The following is an 18981-nucleotide window of genomic DNA, read 5'->3' as shown; positions in this document are numbered from 1 at the left end:
GAGATGGGGATGAAGGAATGGTCGACCTAGTCGATACGAAAGGTAAGCGGGTTTCATATTCTACATTGAATAAGAGGGATCAATAGAATAATGAAGAAATAATCGGGATCTAAAAAGGATAACAGCCGAACCCCTGAAGAATAACTGATCATTATTGCTATCGCCTCGATGAAGAGGATAAAAATGAAGTCATTGATAGCCCACCTTCGCTCTTACTAGCACTTTTAAGATAAAAAAGGAGAAATATATGCAGCAGAAAATAGCTTATAGCACCAAAGAAATAAGAAGCGAAGCCAAGAAATCATTGCGAGGGAAATGGGGGATTGCAGTAGGAGTAGATTTATTTGTATTTCTCTTCTGTAGTTTTCTTTACCTATATACAGATAACCCACTTTCCTTGGACCTTGTCCTTTTTGATTTTATAGAAGCCTATTTGGCATATGGTCTTCCTCCTTATTACACAACACTAGAACAGGTGAATCTCCTGTGGGAGATAATTGTTATAGGAGGGATGACACTAGGTTCTACTCGCATCTTCCTCTCTATTATTCGTGGTGGAGAGACACGGTTCATATACGTTTTCACTTACTTTATAAGTAGTAAGCGTTATATCCAATCAATTGAATGGTACGTAGTACACTCCATTTACATTTTACTGTGGAGCCTACTTTTAATTGTTCCAGGAATTGTGAAAATGTACGCTTATGCGATGTCGCCTTACATTTTAGTGGATAGTCCAACTCTCTCTGCAAGGCAAGCCATTACGCGTAGCCGTCAAATGATGAAAGGACGGAAGGCAGATCTTTTTGCTCTGCATCTAAGTTTTATTGGCTGGTTTATTCTATCTATACTAAGTTTAGGGATCGGTATTATTTGGCTCATGCCTTATGTTAGAGCATCGGAAGCTCACTTTTATCAACGGGTGAGTAGGGAGTATGAGGCAGAGAGAGAAATACTCTAGAGTGGTTTTTATATCTTTGCGAGCGAGAAAACCCCTAGCATGGCTAGGGGGATGAATGCGAGCGTTGTACGAAGGAGAGTGCGACTCTCTCCCAAGTCCACCTTCATCTTCTTTCGATATAAGAGGCGCTGTGAGTTTGGTAAATCAGTATGACTTTATTATAGATGGAAGCGAACTTTGATCAGTAAATCGTGGGAAATCCCAGGTGTAGATTCCCTTAGGAACTAACTTCCGCTCTCGCCGGAACCCCCGCTGGGTCCTCTGGCTCCTCTTGGACCACGCGGTCCTCTCGGTCCTCTCGGTCCTGCAGGACCGGTCGCCCCTCTGGCAGTCAGTTCGGAGAACTTGGTTACGAATGCATTGGCTATGCTGGCCATTCCCCCTTTGGCACTTTGGAAAGTACCTTGTGTAACAGGGAAATTAATTCCAGCCCCTCCGGTTACATAAACATTATTAGAAGGATCGACAGCTATGCCAAGCCCAATATCATCCGCAGTCCCGCCCAAAAATGTGGAATAGTCAATTCCCCGTCCTGCAGAACTGAAATTGGTTATGAAAACACTCTGGATTCCTCCAAAGTTGACCTGATAGGCATCTGATGTGAGGGGAAAGTCTGTACTCAAATTGGTTCTCCCGGTCACCCATACATTTCTCAGAGAATCGACAGCAATACTTTGACCGACGTCTTCTCCGCTCCCCCCTAAAAAGGTGGAAAAGATTAATCCTGATCCGAGTGGATTTAATTTGGAGACAAAGACATCGGCAGCTCCCCCTCCATAGGCGGTTTGAAAGACGAGAGAGGTGATCGGGAAGTCATTGGCGCCTGTTCGACCTGTCACATAAGCACTTCCTAAATCATCTACATCAATGTCATTCGTGAAACCACTCGAACTTCCACCCAAGTAAGTGGAATAACTTAAGGAGGTTCCATCCGCACTCAGTTTTGTGACAAAAGCGGTTTCTGTATTCATGGAAGAGGTCTGGAAAGCGCCTGACGTAATCGGAAAGTTGGTTGATGTGGTTGGGCCCGTTACATAAGCTTGATTATTTTCGTCTATAGCGATGCCGTTCCCCTGATCGAATTGGCTTCCCCCAAGATAGGTGGAAAAGATTAAGCCTGAACCAGTGGGATTTAATTTGGTGATAAAGGCGTCAACGTCCCCTTGAATGACTGTTTGAAAGGCGTTGGTTACAGGAAAATCGGAAGACATGGTATTGCCTGTGACGTAGGCGTTTCCTCCATCATCGATGGCGAGGCTATTACCACTGTCCGTTCCACTCCCCCCTAAAAAGGTAGAGTAAACCAAATTATTTCCGGTAGGATCAAATTTCGTAACAAATCCATTGGAACTTCCTCCAGGGCTTACTGACTGAAATGCGCCTGACGTAACAGGGAAATCTAAGGAAGAGGTATTTCCCGTAACGTATACATTCTGTGTTGCATCGACGGAGATTCCTAAGCCTTCCTCCAATGAAGATCCACCTAGTAAGGTGGAGAACAGAAGAGAGGTTCCGGTGGCGTTAATTTTACTAACAAAAGCATCAGCTATTCCTCTCAGCATGGATTGAAAGGCACCTGTTGTTGTGGGGAAATTGGTTGCACTGTTTGTGCCCACTACATAAGCATTGCCAGAGGCATCATAGGTGATCGCATTTCCCAGCGACGAATTATTTCCACCCAAGTAGCTGGAATAGAGCACTTTAGGATCGATGATCAAGGGACGGGAGGGATCATAGGACTGCCTCACTTCAAAGCCGAATGCTCCATCTTCATCCAAGCGGAATTGCGTCTCAATAACCGCTTCTCCTGCTTGATAACTAATAGGCTTCTCCTCGCGCAGGATGCCGGAAGAAGTGTATACCAACAATTCTCCCTGTTCATTTAGTTTGGTTGCTTGTCCTCCTTCATAGATAAACTTCACCGCCTCCATACAGGCACCTGGATGAACGACAACATCATACTTTAGCTGCTTCCCTTCGCCATAGAAGAGGACATCAATTCCTTGCCATACCTCTTTATAGAGGATGTGTTCGCCTCTGGACTTACTGGTTTTTACTCGTTCGGGGAACGAGTTCCCGTCTGTACCGATAAACCGGAACAGGAGCTGAGAAGATTCATCTAGCGTGAGGGAGAGTCCTTGCGGTAGAAAGGTATACTTGATTCCCTTCGTTTGCGCCACATAGAGACCTTCTAACTGATAACAGCGTTTAAATGGAAGAGACTCATCTAACGCCTGCTTTGCTATTTTCACACCACTAACCTCCAAATAAAAATGAATATATTTCAGATTATTCTATGATGAATGAGAGAAAAGAGGAAGAGATAGCTGTGTAAATGGGTTTAAAAGAAACTTCTATCCCTAAATGTGAGGGATAGTAAAGAAAGAGATCATACTTCTATTCTCGGATGATGAGGCCCTCTTGACCCTTACAAATTGCGTAAGATAGGGAGAGTATGCTATAATCAACTTGGCTATACTGTAAGGTAGATATGTTCGGGGAGAAAGAGTGGGTCTGCCGCCCACTCTTTCCATTTGTAATGGACATGCAGGCGTTTTAAGATGGATTGTGAAAGGAGTTACAGTATGAGCCAGAAAGTAACAGAAGCGGTCGAGGCCCTGGTGCTTCCGGTCTTAGAAGAAGAAAAAATGGAATTGGTCGACATTGAATTTAAAAAAGAGGGGAAGAAGTGGTTTCTCCGTCTCTTTATCGAACGGATGGAAGGCCGCATCGATATTGATGATTGTGGACGCATCAGTGAACGTGTAAGTGCTGTCCTGGATCAAGAAGATCCGATCCAAGTTCCTTACTACTTAGAGGTATCTTCTCCAGGTGCCGAACGTCCGCTGAAGAAAGAGCGGGATTATGAGCGCGCAGTTGGAAAGAGAGTCCACGTGTCTACATATGAACCGATCAGCGGACATAAAACAGTGGAAGGGACACTTTCCCATGTGACAGCGGAGGAATTGTCAGTGGAGATGGATGGGGAACTGATTGTGATTCCACGCATAAAAGTGGCGAAAGCACGTCTTGCCATTGCTTTTTAACCTGAAGGGAGGATATTAAAGCGATGAATGTAGAATTCATCGAAGCGCTCAATCAGCTAGAGAAAGAGAAAGGTATCAGCAAAGATATCCTGATTGAAGCGATCGAAGCGGCACTTATCTCGGGCTACAAACGAAATTTTCATTCTGCGCAAAATGTGCGGGTAGACGTAGATCGAGATAGCGGTCAAGTGCGTGTTTTTGCGCGCAAGGTAGTAGTAGAGGAAGCACTCGATGCTCGGCTAGAAATCTCGCTGGAGGCAGCGAAAGAGATTAACCGTTCGTATGAACTAGACGATGTGGTGGAAATTGAAGTGACCCCGGCGGATTTTGGGCGGATTGCAGCACAAACAGCCAAACAAGTGGTGACCCAGCGCATTCGCGAAGCGGAGCGGAGCATTGTTTATGAAGAGTATGTCGATCGGGAAGACGACATTGTGACAGGGATTGTTCAACGTACGGATCATCGCTACTATTATGTAGATTTAGGTCGTACGGAGGCTCTTTTGCCTCATGCAGAAGTGATGCCAGGTGAGAAATTTCAACATGGGGATCGTGTGAAAGCGTACATCACGAAAGTGGAGAAGTCCACGAAAGGGCCTCAGGTCTATGTGTCACGCACGCATCCAGGTCTTTTAAAGCGATTATTTGAACTGGAAGTGCCAGAGATTTATGATGGGATAGTAGAGATTCGTTCGGTGACAAGAGAAGCAGGTTACCGCTCCAAAATCTCTGTTCATTCACGGGATGAAGATGTGGATCCGGTAGGTGCCTGTGTAGGACATCGTGGCATGCGCGTACAAACGATTGTTAAGGAATTGCGTGGCGAGAAGATTGACATTGTCCGCTACTCCGAGGACTTAACCGAGTATGTGTCCAATGCACTTAGCCCTTCCAAAGTCGTTCATGTAGAGATCTTGGAGGAGCAGAAGATGGCACGGGTGGTGGTGCCAGATCACCAGCTTTCCCTCGCCATTGGCAAGGAAGGACAAAATGCGCGTCTAGCAGCTAAGCTGGTCAGTTGGAAGATTGATATTAAGAGTGAATCGGAATACGAACCAGCAAAGGATGCCCCTACTGTAACGGAGACCTTGGAAGAATCTGAGGAAATGGAACCGACCCATGCAGGAACAGGCGCTCTGGAAAAGGAAACATCTGGTGTGAGTGAGGGAGATACTCCCAAAATGAACGAAGAAGAGATGGAATCATAGCATCCTTTTTTCACCACCGCGGGGAGGTGAACGAGGTTATGAAAAAAAAGAAGAAGACGCCACTGAGAAAGTGTGTCGCGTGTCAAGAGATGAAAGATAAGAAAGCGTTGATTCGAGTCGTTCGCACACCAGAGCAAGAAGTGCGGATCGATCCGACTGGTAAACAATCGGGTCGGGGCGCGTATGTCTGTGCGGAAGAAGCATGTATTGAGCTTGCACAGAAAAAAGGCTCTTTGGATCGGGCACTCAAGACGAAAGTGAGCGAAGATATTTTCAATGCATTAAAGTTATCGTAATGGGGAGCGAAATCATGGATAAGAAGAAACAATTATTGGGGTTGGCCATGCGTGCCAATAAAGTGGAGAGTGGAGAGGAGAACGTACTACGTTCCATTCGCTCGGGAAGAGCTCAACTTGTCTTCTTGGCGACAGATGCCTCACACAATACTTCCAAGCGATTAAAAGATAAGTCTTCTTATTATGATGTTCCGCTCATCGCCTATGGTTCCCGCATTCAATTGGGGGAAGCCATCGGAAAACCATCGCGAGTCGTTGTTGCTATTACGGACCCAGGTTTCGCTCGTGCACTAATGAAGCACACGTAAACGTTAACGGGGGTGAGGCGAATGGCAAAATTACGCGTCTATGAATATGCGAAGAAAATGGATATGAGTAGTAAGGAAATCTTAGCGATCTTAAAGCGATTAGAGATTCCCGTTCGCAATCATATGAGTGTGATGGACGACAATATGATCAACAGCGTAGAAAAATTCTTTAAAGATGTAAAAAAAGGGGCGGCAAAATCGACAGTGGAGAAACAAACCAATATGAAAGAAAAAAATACGAGACAACCGTCGGAAAAAAGCAAAACACAAGCAGCATCAACAGCACCGAAAAAGAAGACCTCTGGTTCCACAGGCAAATCCCCTAACGCTCGAGGTGGTAAGGGCAAAGGTGGACAGCAACAACAAAGCCGTGGAGGACAAAAAGGAGGAGCACGTCCTCAGAATGCACGCGGACGTGGAAACTACCGTAACAATAAGCGCAGAGGGCGTTCACAAGCTCCAAAGCAACCTCCAGTATTACCAACCGAAATCGAAATCACCGGTCCAATGACCGTTGGGGACTTAGCGAAAGCACTACGCAAAGAAGCCTCTGCGGTAATTAAAAAATTGATCCCTCTTGGCATTATGGCAACGATTAACCAAGAGATCGATGTGGACACGGTTACTTTGGTTGCAAGTGAATTTGGTGTGAAAGCCAACTACAAAGAAGAAGTAGATGAGTCAGCGATTGAAGAGATTGAAGAGGAAGATCGTGATGAAGATCTTTCGATTCGTCCACCAGTCGTTACCATCATGGGGCACGTCGACCACGGGAAGACTACCTTGCTTGACACCATCCGTAAGAGTAAAGTGACTGCAGGCGAAGCGGGTGGGATCACCCAGCACATCGGTGCTTATCAGGTGGAAGCCAATGGGAAGAAGATTACCTTCCTCGACACCCCTGGTCACGCCGCATTTACAACGATGCGGGCACGTGGGGCAAGCATTACCGATGTGACTATACTTGTGGTGGCCGCAGATGATGGTGTGATGCCTCAAACCATTGAAGCGATTAACCATGCTAAGGCAGCCGGAGTTCCAATCATTGTCGCTCTTAATAAGATGGATAAAGAAGGGGCCAATCCGGAGAAAGTAAAACAACAGCTGACCGAGCATGAATTGGTACCGGAAGATTGGGGCGGCGATACGGTTTACGTACCTGTCTCTGCAATTAAAGGCGAAGGTATCGATGATATCTTGGAAATGGTGTTATTGGTTTCCGAAGTACAAGAGCTTAAAGCGAATCCGAATAAGCGTGCGCGCGGAATCGTTATTGAAGCAGAGCTGGACAAAGGTCGGGGCGCTGTGGCAACCGTGCTTGTACAAAACGGGACGTTGCAAGTAGGCGATGGCGTGGTAGCAGGGAACTACTTCGGGAAAGTCCGGGCCATGCTGAACGACCGTGGACAGCGTGTCGAAAAAGCTGCACCTTCCATGCCAGTTGAAATCCTTGGTTTGCCCGATGTTCCAAGTGCAGGCGATCCGTTCATGGTATTTGAAGATGAGAAAAAAGGACGCGTCGTAGCAGAAAAACGGAACTTGAAGCAACGCCAAAAAGATTTGGGTGCGAGCAGTCGTGTTACGCTGGATGACTTGTATCAACAACTCCGCGAAGGTGAAATCAAAGACCTCAACATCATTATTAAAGCAGACGTACATGGGTCCGCAGAAGCCCTGCGAGGTTCGTTGGAGAAGATTGATGTGGATGGTGCACGCGTGACGATCATTCATATGGGTGTTGGGGCGATTACGGAATCCGATATCATTCTGGCCTCCGCTTCCAATGCGATTATCGTTGGTTTCAACGTTCGTCCAGAACCTAATGCACGTTCGATGGCCGAACAAGAACAGGTAGACGTTCGTTTGCACAACGTGATTTATAATGTGATGGAAGAGATTGAGTCAGCGATGAAAGGTCTTCTCGATCCGATTCATGAAGAGCGTGTCGTCGGTACCGCAGAAGTACGTCAAACCTTCAAAGTATCGCGTCTCGGTACGATTGCTGGTTCCTATGTGACCGAAGGAAAAGTCGTACGAAATGGGAAAGCCCGCTTGATTCGTGATGGCGTCGTGATCTTACAAGAAGTTGAAATCGAAGGCTTAAAGCGCTTTAAAGATGATGCGAAAGAAGTGCAACAAGGATACGAATGCGGAATCACCTTGAAAGATTTTAATGATGTAAAAGAAGGCGACTTAATCGAAGTCTTCGTTATTGAAGAGGTGGCTCGCGATTGATCGTGGCAACGGCAGAGATAAAGTGCCGGGTCCCGGCATCCACTTCGTTAAAACAGAAGCGAAGTGTGATTAAAAGCGGACTCGCACGAATTGGACATCGCTTCAACTTGTCGGTGGCAGAGGTGGATTATCAGGACCATCGACAATTGGCGATGTTGGCACTCGCTGGTGTGGCGAGCAACAAGAAAATTGTGGAACATGAGTTACAACAAGCCCTGTACTTACTCGAAGAGAAAGAGGGGCTAGAAATTTTGGATACGGTCGTCACCATCCTGTGACGTCCGTGCAAAGGAGGTGTCGCCGATGGCGCGCATCCGTGTGAGCCGTGTCGGCGAACAAGTTAAGAAAGAGCTGAGCCAATTACTGCAACAAGAATTGAAAGACCCACGAATCGGGTTTGTCACAGTGACAGACGTTGAGATGAGTGGAGATTTGCAACAAGCCAAAGTATTTATTAGTGTACTTGGTTCTGATGAGCAGAAGGAAGCGACCTTAGCGGGCTTGTCACGGGCAACAGGCTTTTTACGCAGTGAGATTGGGCGTCGTATTCACATTAAGCACACTCCGGAACTGATCTTTAAGTTTGATGAGTCGGTCGAATACGGACAGCATATTGAAAAACTTCTATCGGAAGTTAATCATAATGATCCCCGTGACAAAGATGAGTAAAGAGGCAACTGTAGCGAGTGCTTTCTTAGAAGAAGCAGAACGCTTCCTGGTAATTGGGCATGTGGACCCGGATGGAGATGCGATTGGCTCTACGCTAGCGGTGGGTGAAATCCTAAATCTCATGGGAAAGCAAGCAGTTATGGTGAATGAATCTCCCATTCCACGCCGGTTTCATTTTCTGGAAGGAATAGAGAAAATAAAATATCCAGAGGACGTGGATGTGGACTCTTTTTCGCATGCGATTACGGTGGATGCAGCAGACATTCACCGTATCGGTGCGCTTGGTACCACACTCGCTACAACTGCTAAGGTCCTTAATATTGACCACCATGGAACCAATGATGGATATGGTGTGGTTAATTGGATTCTTGCGGACGCTGCGGCCACAGCCGAAATTTTGTATCAGTGGGTGGAACATCTACCGATAGCTTGGACAAAAGCGTTGGCTACTGCGGTGTATACGGGCCTATTTACAGATACAGGTGGTTTTCGCTACTCCAATACCAATCAACAGGTGATGAGCATCGCTTCTCATTTACTTGCCCACGGAGTACCCGCTCATCAAGTGGCGGAGGAGGCAGTTGAGACGGTTTCCCGCTCCCATCTGGAGTTGCTCCAAAGAGCGCTGTCAACGCTTTGTTTTTCCTCTGATGAACAGATAGCTTGGATGCTATTAACAGAGGAAGACTTAGCAGAGGGGCGTATGAATGAGGTAGAGGGCATCGTCAATTATGCACGCAATGTTGAGGGTGTTGAAGTGGGCATTCTCTTTCGTGAGGTCGATAATCATGTGTGGAAAGTGAGTCTTCGTTCACGTGAAATTGTTGATGTGAGTCAAGTAGCAAGCTCTTTTACAGGGGGAGGCCATGCCCGAGCGGCCGGCTGTACCGTCAAAGGAACGAAAGAGGACGTGATCGAACGAGTCCTTTTGCTTGTTGAACGTGCTCTGTCAGATGAGGAGATTGTATGAAACATGGTGTAATTCCAGTGATAAAACCTCAAGGGATGACCTCTCATGATGTGGTTGCTGTCGTCAGACGGCTCGCTGGACAAAAACGAGTAGGGCATACGGGGACGCTTGATCCTGATGTAGTGGGGGTTCTGCCTATTTGCTTAGGACAAGCTACTCGCATTGTAGAATATGTACAGGAATTACCCAAGCGCTATCGAGGTAGGATGATACTTGGAATCGCTACAGATACACAAGATGCTTCGGGAAATGTCATCGAAGAGCAAGCGGTCCCAGCGCTTACCGAAGAGCAACTCTTAGATGCTTTTCGCCATTTCACCGGTGAGATCGAGCAGATCCCACCCATGTACTCAGCTGTTAAGGTAAATGGGAAACGTCTTTATGAATTGGCACGAGCAGGGAAAGAAGTAGAACGAAGAGCGCGTCAGGCAACGATCTATGAATTCCACTGTCTCCACTTTGCGCAAAGCGAGAGAAAATGGATCATCGATTTTGATGTCCTGTGCTCACGCGGAACTTATGTACGAACGTTGTGTGTGGATATGGGAGCTTATCTGGGTTATCCGGCGCATATGGCTCACTTGGAGCGTGTGGAGAGTGGTCCGTTGCGGATGGAAGATGGAATTTCGCTAGACCAATTAGGGGAAGCTGCGAGTAAGGATGAGTGGGACGAAGTGTTACTTGCTCCCGATGCATTATTGGGTCATTTTCCTTCGCTCGTGGTGGAAGCGGAACAAGTAAGCGATGTGCTTAATGGACTCAGTCTCTCTTTTCCGCCTCTTTCTACAGCGCTAGACTCGCCATTGTGGCGCGTATATAGTGAGGATGGGCAGTTTTGTGGAATTTATCGATCAGTGGATGAACAATCTGCAAAACCAGAAAAAGTTTTTCGGGATGGGTAAGGTGAAACCGATGGAAATGATTCGACTTTCATATCCCTTAACATTATTTGAATCTGTGCCGCCGGTTGCGATGGCTATCGGCTTTTTTGATGGTGTTCACAAGGGGCATCAAGCGGTCATCCGTGAGGGGCAACAATTGGCGCATGAGCTTGGCGTGCAGTCGGCAGTCATGACATTTGATCCCCATCCGCGTGAGGTACTGGGAAGGGAAAAGCATCAAGGGAGACTGACTCCACTTCCTGAAAAAGTAAAGCAGTTGGAAGCACTGGGCGTGGATCGAGTTTATGTGATGTCTTTTGACCTTTCCTTTGCTAATCTACCGCATGAGAAGTTTGTTGAAGATATTTTGCTTCCTCTACAAGTAAGAGGCGTATCTGTTGGCTTTAACTTCACCTTTGGCCGTCATGCGGCGGGGAAAGCAGGAGATCTCATTCATCTGGGGGAGGGTCACTTTTCGACTCGAGTGATGGAGCCGATTGAAGAGGGGAATATCACCATTAGTAGTACGCGTCTGCGTCAAGCACTGATGGAGGGGGAGATGTCTGTAGCGGCAGCCATCTTGGGACGTTCCTATTCTCTTACAGGTGAAGTGATTACAGGAGATCAACGCGGGCGCACCATCGGCTTTCCTACTGCCAACCTTTCATTGACCGACTCTTATTGGGTGCCCAGAACGGGTGTCTATGTGGTTCGGGTTAAGTGGCGTGGCAAGTTTTACGAGGGGATCATGAATATTGGTGAGCGTCCGACCTTTGATGATCCAACCCCGCGCAAGACACTGGAAGTTCATCTGCTGGATTTTCAGGGAGACCTGTATGGTGATACGTTGGAAGTCCAGTTTCTCCATTTCCTTCGCGAAGAGAAACGCTTCCCGTCAGTGGAGGAACTTACTGAGCAGATCCGCTCCGATGAAGCAACAGCGCGAGCATGGTTACATGAGAAATAATTGATCCGTCATCGACTCTTCTATATGAGAGAACGATGGCGGATTTTTTATGGGTAATCCGCTAGGAGAGGAAAGCGATGCACGATGGCGACTGGCTTTTGTTTTTAAGTTAAGGTGCCATGGAACGAACTTCTTTGTTGAGCGAGGGAGTAGTTGTATATGTTCAGCTGCACCCTTTTCGGATGGAGACATATATCTACTAAAGAATTAACCATCCGAAAGGAGTAATGAAAGTGAATCAAAGAGTCCTGCGTTCGCTTGACTTCACGACCAATGCAGTATCCGATGAGCGGACAGAGTGCTTGTATCGGGCAGACGGAGAACGGTGCCAATTCTTGTTCTTCCGTGATCGAGTGGTGTTTCAGTTTCCCACTAGAGAAAAGGATACCAGCTTGACATTGTTTTTTCTGGGTATCCAATCACACGCGTCTATCGCACTAGATCCCATTGAACAGAAAGTGATCTATAAGGAAGTATGGAGGGGGATCGACCTGATCTTCTCGGGGGATCAAGAGCAGATCAAATATGATGTGGTGGTTCAGCCGGGTGCTTGTATAGAGGATATTCGCTTACGGTACGATGGCGGAGACAACGTGACCCTCAATGAGCGGGGGGACTTATTGGTTCATACATCACACGGTATGCTACGTGAAAGAAAACCCATCAGCTTTCAATTAACAGAGCAGGGAAAACGCTTCGTGCCCACCCATTTTCGATGCTCTCCCGATGAAAGCATCGGATTTGAAATCGAGAAAGAAACATATGATCCCGCAAAGGTTCTGGTGATTGATCCCGTTGTCTTCTATTCTACGTACCTAGGTGGTACGAGGAATGATTTTGGTAATAGCCTTGCCGTGGATTCTGCGCGGAATGCTTATGTAACGGGAGGGACGTTTTCTACTGATTTCCCCGTTACATCGGGTGCGTTTCAGACCATGAAAGCGGGTATTTTCGATGTCATTGTCAGTAAATTTAATGAGGCAGGTACTTCTCTCCTTTACTCTACCTATATTGGGGGAGGCTCTTCTGAATCGGGCAGCAGCATCGCGGTGGACGGTTTGAATAACGCTTATGTGACAGGGGTTACCAATTCGAATGACTTTCCTGTTACTTCTGGTGCTTTTCAGACGGTATTTGCAGGCGCAAGTGAGGTCTTTGTAAGCAAATTAAATGAAACAGGAACTTCTCTTGTGTACTCCACCTATCTTGGAGGAAATAGTATAGATAGGGGTAGAGGGATCGCTGTGGACGGAACGAACAACGCTTACATTACAGGTGACACAGGATCTATGAATTTCCCCATAACTACGGGTGCTTTCCAGACGATAATAGGAGGAGGAGTTGATGCATTTATAACAAAACTAAACGCAACAGGCACAGCTCTTGTGTACTCCACCTATCTCGGGGGAGGGGCAACAGACATTGGAGAAGGGATTGTTCTCGATGAGAATAATCAGGCATTTGTTACGGGGTTAACCTCATCAGGTGATTTTCCTGTAACCACTGGTGCTTTTCAAATAACATTTGGTGGGGCCGTGGATGCGTTCATCACCCAATTAAATACGACAGGGACAGCACTTGTGTATTCTACCTATTTAGGCGGTTTTGCGGGTGATAGAGGTTTTGCCATTGATCTGGATGGAGCGGGGAATGCTTATGTGACAGGGAATACTTCTTCGACCAACTTTCCTACAACAAACAATGCTTTTCAAACCAGCCTATCCGGTCTAAGTGATGCCTTTGTCACGAAGGTGAATCCGGTGGGAAGTGCGTTGATCTATTCCACTTATCTTGGTGGAAGTAGTGATGAAAATACATCATCGAGTGGACCCATAGCGGGTATCGCTGTTGATACTTTTGGCGGTGCATGGGTGACGGGAAATACTCTCTCGACGAATTTTCCTCTTACTTCCGATGCTTTTCAAGACAGCTTAGCAGGTTCATCCGATGCTTTTGTGGCACAGATGAGCTTTTCCGGTCAAGGCATCTCCTTTTCATCGTATTTAGGTGGGAGAGACGTGGAGCAAGGAAACGATGTGGTGGTGGATGATCAGGAGAGTGCTTACTTTACCGGATCGACGACCTCTGTTAATTTCCCTGTTACCTTTGCAGCCTTCCAATCCATCTTTGGAGGGATTAATGATGCTTTCGTAATGAAAGTAGGAACACTTACTTCTGAGGGATTGACGGGTCCTACGGGGCCAACCGGTCCAGCAGGTGCAACCGGAGCGCAAGGTCTACGCGGTCCACGAGGAAGACGTGGACCGAGAGGGCCAAGAGGTCCGCGTGGCGCAGGTGGGGGAGGAGAATCAGGTCTATAGGGCAGCCCATGTTTCATATAAGTAAAAGTAATTTCATTTTGTTCGCGAAGAGAAACGCTTCCTCCGTGGAGAAACTGATTGAGCAGATCCGCTCCGATGAAGGAACAGCGCGAGCCTGGTTACATGAGAATTAATGAATCCGTCATCGACTCTTGTATAGGAGAGAACGATGGCGGATTTTTTATGGTTAATCGCTGGAGGAGAGGAGAGTGACGCACGATGGCGACTGGATTTTGTTTTTAGGGAGTCACGAAACGAGCTTCCTTGTTGAGCGAAGAAGTAGTAGTATGTTTGAGTTGCACCCTTTTTAGATGGAGGCATATATCTAACAAAGAACTAACCATCCGAAAGGAGTAATGAAAGTGAACCAAAGAGTCCTGCGTTCGCTTGACTTCACGACCAATGTAGTATCTGATGAGCGGACAGAGTGCCTGTATCGAGCAGACGGAGAAGGTTGTCAATTCTTTTTCTTCCGTGATCGCGTGGTGTTTCAGTTTCCCACTAGAGAAAAGGATACTGAGTTGGCATTGCTTCTTCTGGGCACTCAACCACATGTGTCTATCGCGCTAGATCCCATTGAAGGGAAAGTGATCTATAAGGAAGTATGGAGGGGGATCGACCTGATCTTCTCGGGGGATCAAGAGCAGATTAAATATGATGTGGTGGTGCAGCCGGGTGCTTGTATCGCGGATATTTGTTTGCGGTACGATGGCGGAGACAACGTGACCCTCAATGAGCGGGGGGACTTATTGGTTCATACACCACACGGTATTCTACGTGAAGGGAAGCCCATTAGCTTTCAATTAACAGAGCAGGGAGAGCGCTTCGTGCCCACCCGTTTTCGATGCTCTCCCGATGAGAGCATCGGATTTGAAATCGAGAAAGAAACGTATGATCCCGCAAAGGTTCTTGTGATTGATCCGATTGTCTTCTACTCTACGTACTTAGGTGGTACAGGGAGTGATTTTGGTTATAGCCTTGCCGTGGATTCTGCGCGGAATTTTTATGTAACGGGAGGGACGTCTTCTACTGATTTCCCGGTTACATCGGGTGCGTTTCAGACCATAAATGCGGGAAGTTTCGATGTCTTTGTCAGTAAATTTAATAAAGCGGGTACTTCTCTCCTTTACTCTACCTATATTGGGGGAGGCTCTGATGATACGGGAATAAGCATCGCGGTGGACGGTTTAAATAACGCGTATGTGACAGGGATTACCGATTCGAATGACTATCCTGTTACTTCAAGTGCGTTTCAGACGGTATTTGCAGGTACAAGTGATGTATTTGTATCCAAATTAAATGAAATAGGGACTTCTCTTGTGTACTCCACCTATCTTGGGGGAAATAATGTTGATGTGGGTAGAGGGATCACTGTGGACGGAGCGAATAACGCTTACATCACAGGTGAAACAGACTCTACGAATTTCCCGATAACCACCGGTGCCTTCCAGACGATAATAGGAGGAGGAGTTGATGCCTTTATAACAAAACTAAACGCAGCAGGCACAGCTCTTGTGTACTCCACCTACCTCGGAGGAGGGGGAGCAGATTTTGGAGAAGGGATTGTTCTCAATGAGAATAGCCAGGCGTTTGTTACGGGGCGAACCTCATCAGTTAATTTTCCTGTAACCACCGGTGCTTTTCAAATAACCATTGGTGGTGGCGTGGACGCGTTTATCTCTCAATTAAATACGGCAGGGTCAGCGCTCGTGTATTCCACCTATTTAGGTGGTTTGGCGAATGATAGAGGTTTTGCCATTGATCTGGATGGGGCGGGGAATGCTTATGTGACGGGGAATACTTCTTCGACCAACTTTCCCACAACCAACAATGCTTTTCAAACGAACCTATCCGGTCCTCTTGATGCCTTTGTCACGAAGGTGAATCCGGTGGGAAGTGCGCTGATCTATTCCACTTATCTGGGTGGAAGTGGTTCTGAAAATGGTTCATCGAGTGGACCCATAGCGGGTATCGCCGTCGATTCTTTTGGCGGAGCCTGGGTGACGGGAGATACCACTTCGACGAATTTTCCTCTTACTTCCGATGCTTTTCAAGACAGCTTAGCTGGGTCATCCGATGCTTTTGTGACACAGATGAGTTTTTCCGGTCAAGGCATCTCCTTCTCATCGTATTTAGGGGGAAGAGGCACCGAGGTAGGAAACGGTGTGGTGGTGGATAACCAGGAAAGTGCTTACTTTACCGGGTCGACGAGATCTACCAATTTCCCTGTTACCTTTGTGGCCTTTCAATCCATCTCTGGAGGGGGTAGTGATGCCTTTGTTACAAAGGTAGGAACGCTCACCTCGATCGGAGCGACAGGGCCAACAGGGGCAACCGGTCCAGCAGGTGCGACCGGAGCGCAAGGTCCACGCGGACCACGAGGAAGACGTGGACCGAGAGGACCACGAGGTCCGCGTGGCGCAGGTGGGGGAGGAGAAGCGGGTCTATAGATTAGTCCATGCTCCTTATAAGTAAAAGTAATTTCATCTCCTTCGCGAAGAGGATCGCTTCCTCCGTGGAGCAGCTAATTGAGCAGATCCGCTCCGATGAAGGAACAGCGCGAGCATGGTTACTTGAGAAATAATTGATCCGTCATCGACTCTTGTATAGGAGAGAACGATGGCGGATTTTTTATGAGAGGAATGAGAGGGATGGTCTACAAAGGAAGCACAACCGCCATTTCTTTACCAAAGCGATCTCCATGATCGATAAAGCCCAAGCTAGCGTATAAGCGGTGTGCTTCCATATTATCGGGATGGTATCCCACAACGATTTTGCGAGCATCAGGGAGCTTAGCAATCTCTTCTATCATCAAGTGAGCTGCTTGTTTGCCGATGCCTTTGCCTTGAAAGCGTTGATCGACCATGATGCGGTAGATCCAGTAGCCATCTAGTTCTTCTCGTACGGTGTTAAACATGAGAAACCCCACGGTTTGATCTTGATAGCGGATGGCGTAAGGCTTAAGTGTGGACTCAAATTTGGATTGAAGAATGGAAATGGCGTTTGATTCCATATACGCTTTCTGTGTTTCGGATACATGTAATTGGCAACATTCATACCAATTTTCCGCGTTTACTTCAACGATGGTTACTTCTGTGTTCATCATGTATGGTTCCGCCTTTTGTCTAATTGATGGTTCTTTTTATTTAGATAGGCTCGAGTTGAGAGATAGTGAAAGTAGAGTACACTGTATTGTACCTTTATCACCAGATAACCACAATTAGGGGGAAAAGAAATCGCCACGTAGAAGGGAGAACGTTCTCCTTAGATCTACTCATTATCTTTAGTAATGACGTCTGCTAGAATGATGGATAATATGATGATGATGAAAACGACGGAAAAGAAAACGAAATGGCTAGTAGCGATTGACCAATTGCTATGATTAATCAGTAGTTTTGTCAGTTGAAATAGAACATAGAATAAGAAAAGAAACACGATCGCGAAATTTATTTTCTGTCTCATGATAGAGAACCTCTTTTGCTAAAGTTACTGGTAGTTTGCGCCCATACTCCTGGATAAAAGGTCCTCAGCATGGGAGCATCAAGTTCTTTCGACCTCTTCCATCCATAAGAGGAGGAGCGTTCTTAAAGGCAGTTTCTCTTTCTTAGCTAGTGGTGATGTTGATTTTCGTCCAGACCCCAACCTTCTCTATTTGAACTCCGATACACCCTCGATTCTTATGTGAGGGTTTTTCTCTTTGAGGATAGCGAGAAATTCCTGCTCATTCTTAGGAGAAATCATGATTATTCCCCTCAGTTTGGCGGTAGTATACGTGATTTCTAGCTTTTCATAGGCGAAAGAAGGGCTAGAGAGAATGCTTTTGCATTGTCTTATCTCATCAATTGAATCATATGGAATGCGCCAATGGAAAGGTCCGCCACGAATAACAAGGGTATTTTCTCTTATTTCGTAGTACGTACCAAGGAGTAGCCAGATGGTAAATAGTTCAACGAGACTGATGGTAACGACGGCTCCTATGGGAGGGCTACTTTCTCCAATGAGAAAGTCAAAGAGGAGTGCTAGAGGGGGAAGGATCAAGATGGCTCCAAAAAAGATACCAAAGATACGGTCTTTACGAGAGTAATAGCGCTGTTTCATGTCTAAAGCATATCTCCTCTCTTGATAGAACTCTTCTACACGAACGTTGATACGGAAATCCTGCTGGATGCTCCATCGTCACCGTTGAATAGCCTAACTACTCTTCCCAATAGGCTTCATAAGGAGAGAGAGCCCATGAGACGGCGGCCTCTGCATGGATTTTGGTGGTGTCTAGCGTGGGCAGTCCTAAAACCTCTTTTTCTGGAAAAAGCATGCCGATCTCGGTACAACCAAGGACCAAGCCACTTGCTTTATGTGATAAGCCTCCGATGATCTTGAGGAAACGTTCCCGAGCATTCTCTGTGACGATCCCTCGACATAGCTCTTCATATATAATCTGATGAATTACTTCTTGTTCCTCTGCATCAGGCGTGTATAATGGAATTCCAAAGCGATCGTTGATACGTTTAGTATAAAAGTCTTGTTCCATTGTAAACTTGGTTCCTAGAAAAATCGCCTTTTGAATCCGTTGCTTTTCTAGTGCGGCTCCTGTGATATCGCTAATGTGGAGAAAAGGGACTGTTACTGCTTGCTCGATGTACGTAGCCACTTTGTGCATGGTATTGGTTGCAAGGAGGATGCCATCCGCACCGGCTTGTTGTAGGAGTGTGGCGGATTGCGCCAATTTTTCGCCTGCTTCATCCCAAGCTGCCTCTCTTTGAAGCTGTTCCATCTCTGCGAAATTACACGAATTTAACAAAATACTGGCGGAATGGAGTCCTCCTAAGCGATCTCGTACTCCCTGATTGATTAATTGATAATAGACAGCTGTTGATTCCCAGCTCATGCCCCCCAAGATTCCGATAGTTTTCATGTATATGCTCCCTTTCTGATTAAAGGTTGGTAATGGAGAGTAAGTAGAGAAATAGAGAAGAGGCAAGGTTACTTTATACTAAACTCATACAGTTCACTCTATTTTATCATATGATCGCTCAGGCTGGACCGACCGATAATATGATTTGCAATCAATAGAAATGCTTGCTTTTTCTATGGGAAAAACATATAATCGATTTATCATAT

At 46.5% G+C, this 18981-nt stretch carries 18 protein-coding genes; 13 read left to right on the top strand and 5 right to left on the bottom strand.

The window, feature by feature from the left end; all coding sequences use genetic code 11:
* Nucleotides 1–247: 247 nt before the first annotated feature.
* Nucleotides 248–961 (top strand): DUF975 family protein, encoded by a 714-nt coding sequence (locus tag AC6RGY_RS06295; protein ID WP_499860698.1) that lies wholly within the window; start codon nt 248–250, stop codon nt 959–961.
* 224 nt (nt 962–1185) lie between these two features.
* Here the strand turns inward: AC6RGY_RS06295 and AC6RGY_RS06290 are convergent, their stop codons facing one another.
* The gene (locus AC6RGY_RS06290) at nt 1186–3213 is read right to left on the bottom strand and encodes an SBBP repeat-containing protein (protein WP_499860696.1); all 2028 of its coding nucleotides are present in this window, start codon (nt 3211–3213) and stop codon (nt 1186–1188) included.
* Between the two features lie 333 nt (nt 3214–3546).
* Between AC6RGY_RS06290 and rimP the strand changes: the two genes are divergently transcribed.
* The 12 genes from rimP (at nt 3547) to AC6RGY_RS06230 (ending at nt 16313) form a co-directional block, all read left to right on the top strand.
* Nucleotides 3547–4008, top strand: a complete 462-nt coding sequence (gene rimP, locus AC6RGY_RS06285) for a ribosome maturation factor RimP (protein WP_499860693.1) — start codon at nt 3547–3549, stop codon at nt 4006–4008.
* Between the two features lie 23 nt (nt 4009–4031).
* Entirely contained in the window at nt 4032–5216 is a 1185-nt protein-coding gene (gene nusA, locus AC6RGY_RS06280; protein WP_499860691.1) for a transcription termination factor NusA, read from the top strand.
* A 38-nt stretch (nt 5217–5254) separates the two neighbouring features.
* Entirely contained in the window at nt 5255–5512 is a 258-nt protein-coding gene (rnpM, locus tag AC6RGY_RS06275; protein ID WP_499860688.1) for an RNase P modulator RnpM, read from the top strand.
* Nucleotides 5513–5526: 14 nt separating this feature from the next.
* On the top strand, nt 5527–5820 hold the full coding sequence (locus AC6RGY_RS06270) for a YlxQ family RNA-binding protein (RefSeq protein ID WP_499860685.1): 294 nt from the start codon (nt 5527–5529) through the stop codon (nt 5818–5820).
* Nucleotides 5821–5841: 21 nt separating this feature from the next.
* Nucleotides 5842–8055, top strand: a complete 2214-nt coding sequence (gene infB / locus AC6RGY_RS06265; protein ID WP_499860683.1) for a translation initiation factor IF-2 — start codon at nt 5842–5844, stop codon at nt 8053–8055.
* A 2-nt stretch (nt 8056–8057) separates the two neighbouring features.
* Nucleotides 8058–8333, top strand: coding sequence for a DUF503 domain-containing protein (locus tag AC6RGY_RS06260; protein WP_499861474.1), 276 nt, complete (start codon nt 8058–8060; stop codon nt 8331–8333).
* 25 nt (nt 8334–8358) lie between these two features.
* Nucleotides 8359–8724, top strand: a complete 366-nt coding sequence (gene rbfA, locus AC6RGY_RS06255) for a 30S ribosome-binding factor RbfA (RefSeq protein WP_499860681.1) — start codon at nt 8359–8361, stop codon at nt 8722–8724.
* Nucleotides 8699–9694 carry a DHH family phosphoesterase gene (locus tag AC6RGY_RS06250; protein WP_499860679.1) on the top strand — a complete coding sequence of 332 codons (996 nt, stop codon included), beginning with the start codon at nt 8699–8701 and terminating at the stop codon, nt 9692–9694. The genes rbfA and AC6RGY_RS06250 overlap by 26 nt, the downstream gene beginning before the upstream one ends.
* Nucleotides 9691–10596: a tRNA pseudouridine(55) synthase TruB gene (truB, locus tag AC6RGY_RS06245; RefSeq protein ID WP_499860677.1), complete on the top strand. Its 906-nt coding sequence runs from the start codon at nt 9691–9693 to the stop codon at nt 10594–10596. Before AC6RGY_RS06250 ends, truB begins: the two co-directional genes overlap by 4 nt.
* Complete coding sequence (locus AC6RGY_RS06240) at nt 10532–11542, top strand: bifunctional riboflavin kinase/FAD synthetase (RefSeq protein ID WP_499860675.1); 1011 nt, start codon at nt 10532–10534, stop codon at nt 11540–11542. Before truB ends, AC6RGY_RS06240 begins: the two co-directional genes overlap by 65 nt.
* A 233-nt stretch (nt 11543–11775) precedes the next feature.
* Nucleotides 11776–13863: an SBBP repeat-containing protein gene (locus tag AC6RGY_RS06235; protein ID WP_499860673.1), complete on the top strand. Its 2088-nt coding sequence runs from the start codon at nt 11776–11778 to the stop codon at nt 13861–13863.
* A gap of 362 nt (nt 13864–14225) precedes the next feature.
* A complete protein-coding gene (locus AC6RGY_RS06230) occupies nt 14226–16313 on the top strand; it encodes an SBBP repeat-containing protein (RefSeq protein ID WP_499860671.1) in 2088 nt (695 codons plus the stop codon).
* A gap of 206 nt (nt 16314–16519) precedes the next feature.
* Here AC6RGY_RS06230 and AC6RGY_RS06225 read toward each other — a convergent pair whose 3' ends face one another.
* The 4 genes from AC6RGY_RS06225 to AC6RGY_RS06210 form a co-directional block, all read right to left on the bottom strand.
* Nucleotides 16520–16966, bottom strand: a complete 447-nt coding sequence (locus tag AC6RGY_RS06225; protein ID WP_499861473.1) for a GNAT family N-acetyltransferase — start codon at nt 16964–16966, stop codon at nt 16520–16522.
* 167 nt (nt 16967–17133) lie between these two features.
* A complete protein-coding gene (locus AC6RGY_RS06220; RefSeq protein ID WP_499860669.1) occupies nt 17134–17325 on the bottom strand; it encodes a hypothetical protein in 192 nt (63 codons plus the stop codon).
* A gap of 186 nt (nt 17326–17511) precedes the next feature.
* The gene (locus AC6RGY_RS06215; protein WP_499860666.1) at nt 17512–17961 is read right to left on the bottom strand and encodes a PH domain-containing protein; all 450 of its coding nucleotides are present in this window, start codon (nt 17959–17961) and stop codon (nt 17512–17514) included.
* 97 nt (nt 17962–18058) lie between these two features.
* Complete coding sequence (locus AC6RGY_RS06210; protein WP_499860664.1) at nt 18059–18775, bottom strand: aspartate/glutamate racemase family protein; 717 nt, start codon at nt 18773–18775, stop codon at nt 18059–18061.
* Nucleotides 18776–18981: the final 206 nt, after the last annotated feature.

This window comes from Mechercharimyces mesophilus (assembly GCF_059818345.1).
The sequence above is the reverse complement of the archived record's forward strand: the minus strand, read 5'-3'. Positions and strand labels throughout refer to the sequence as shown.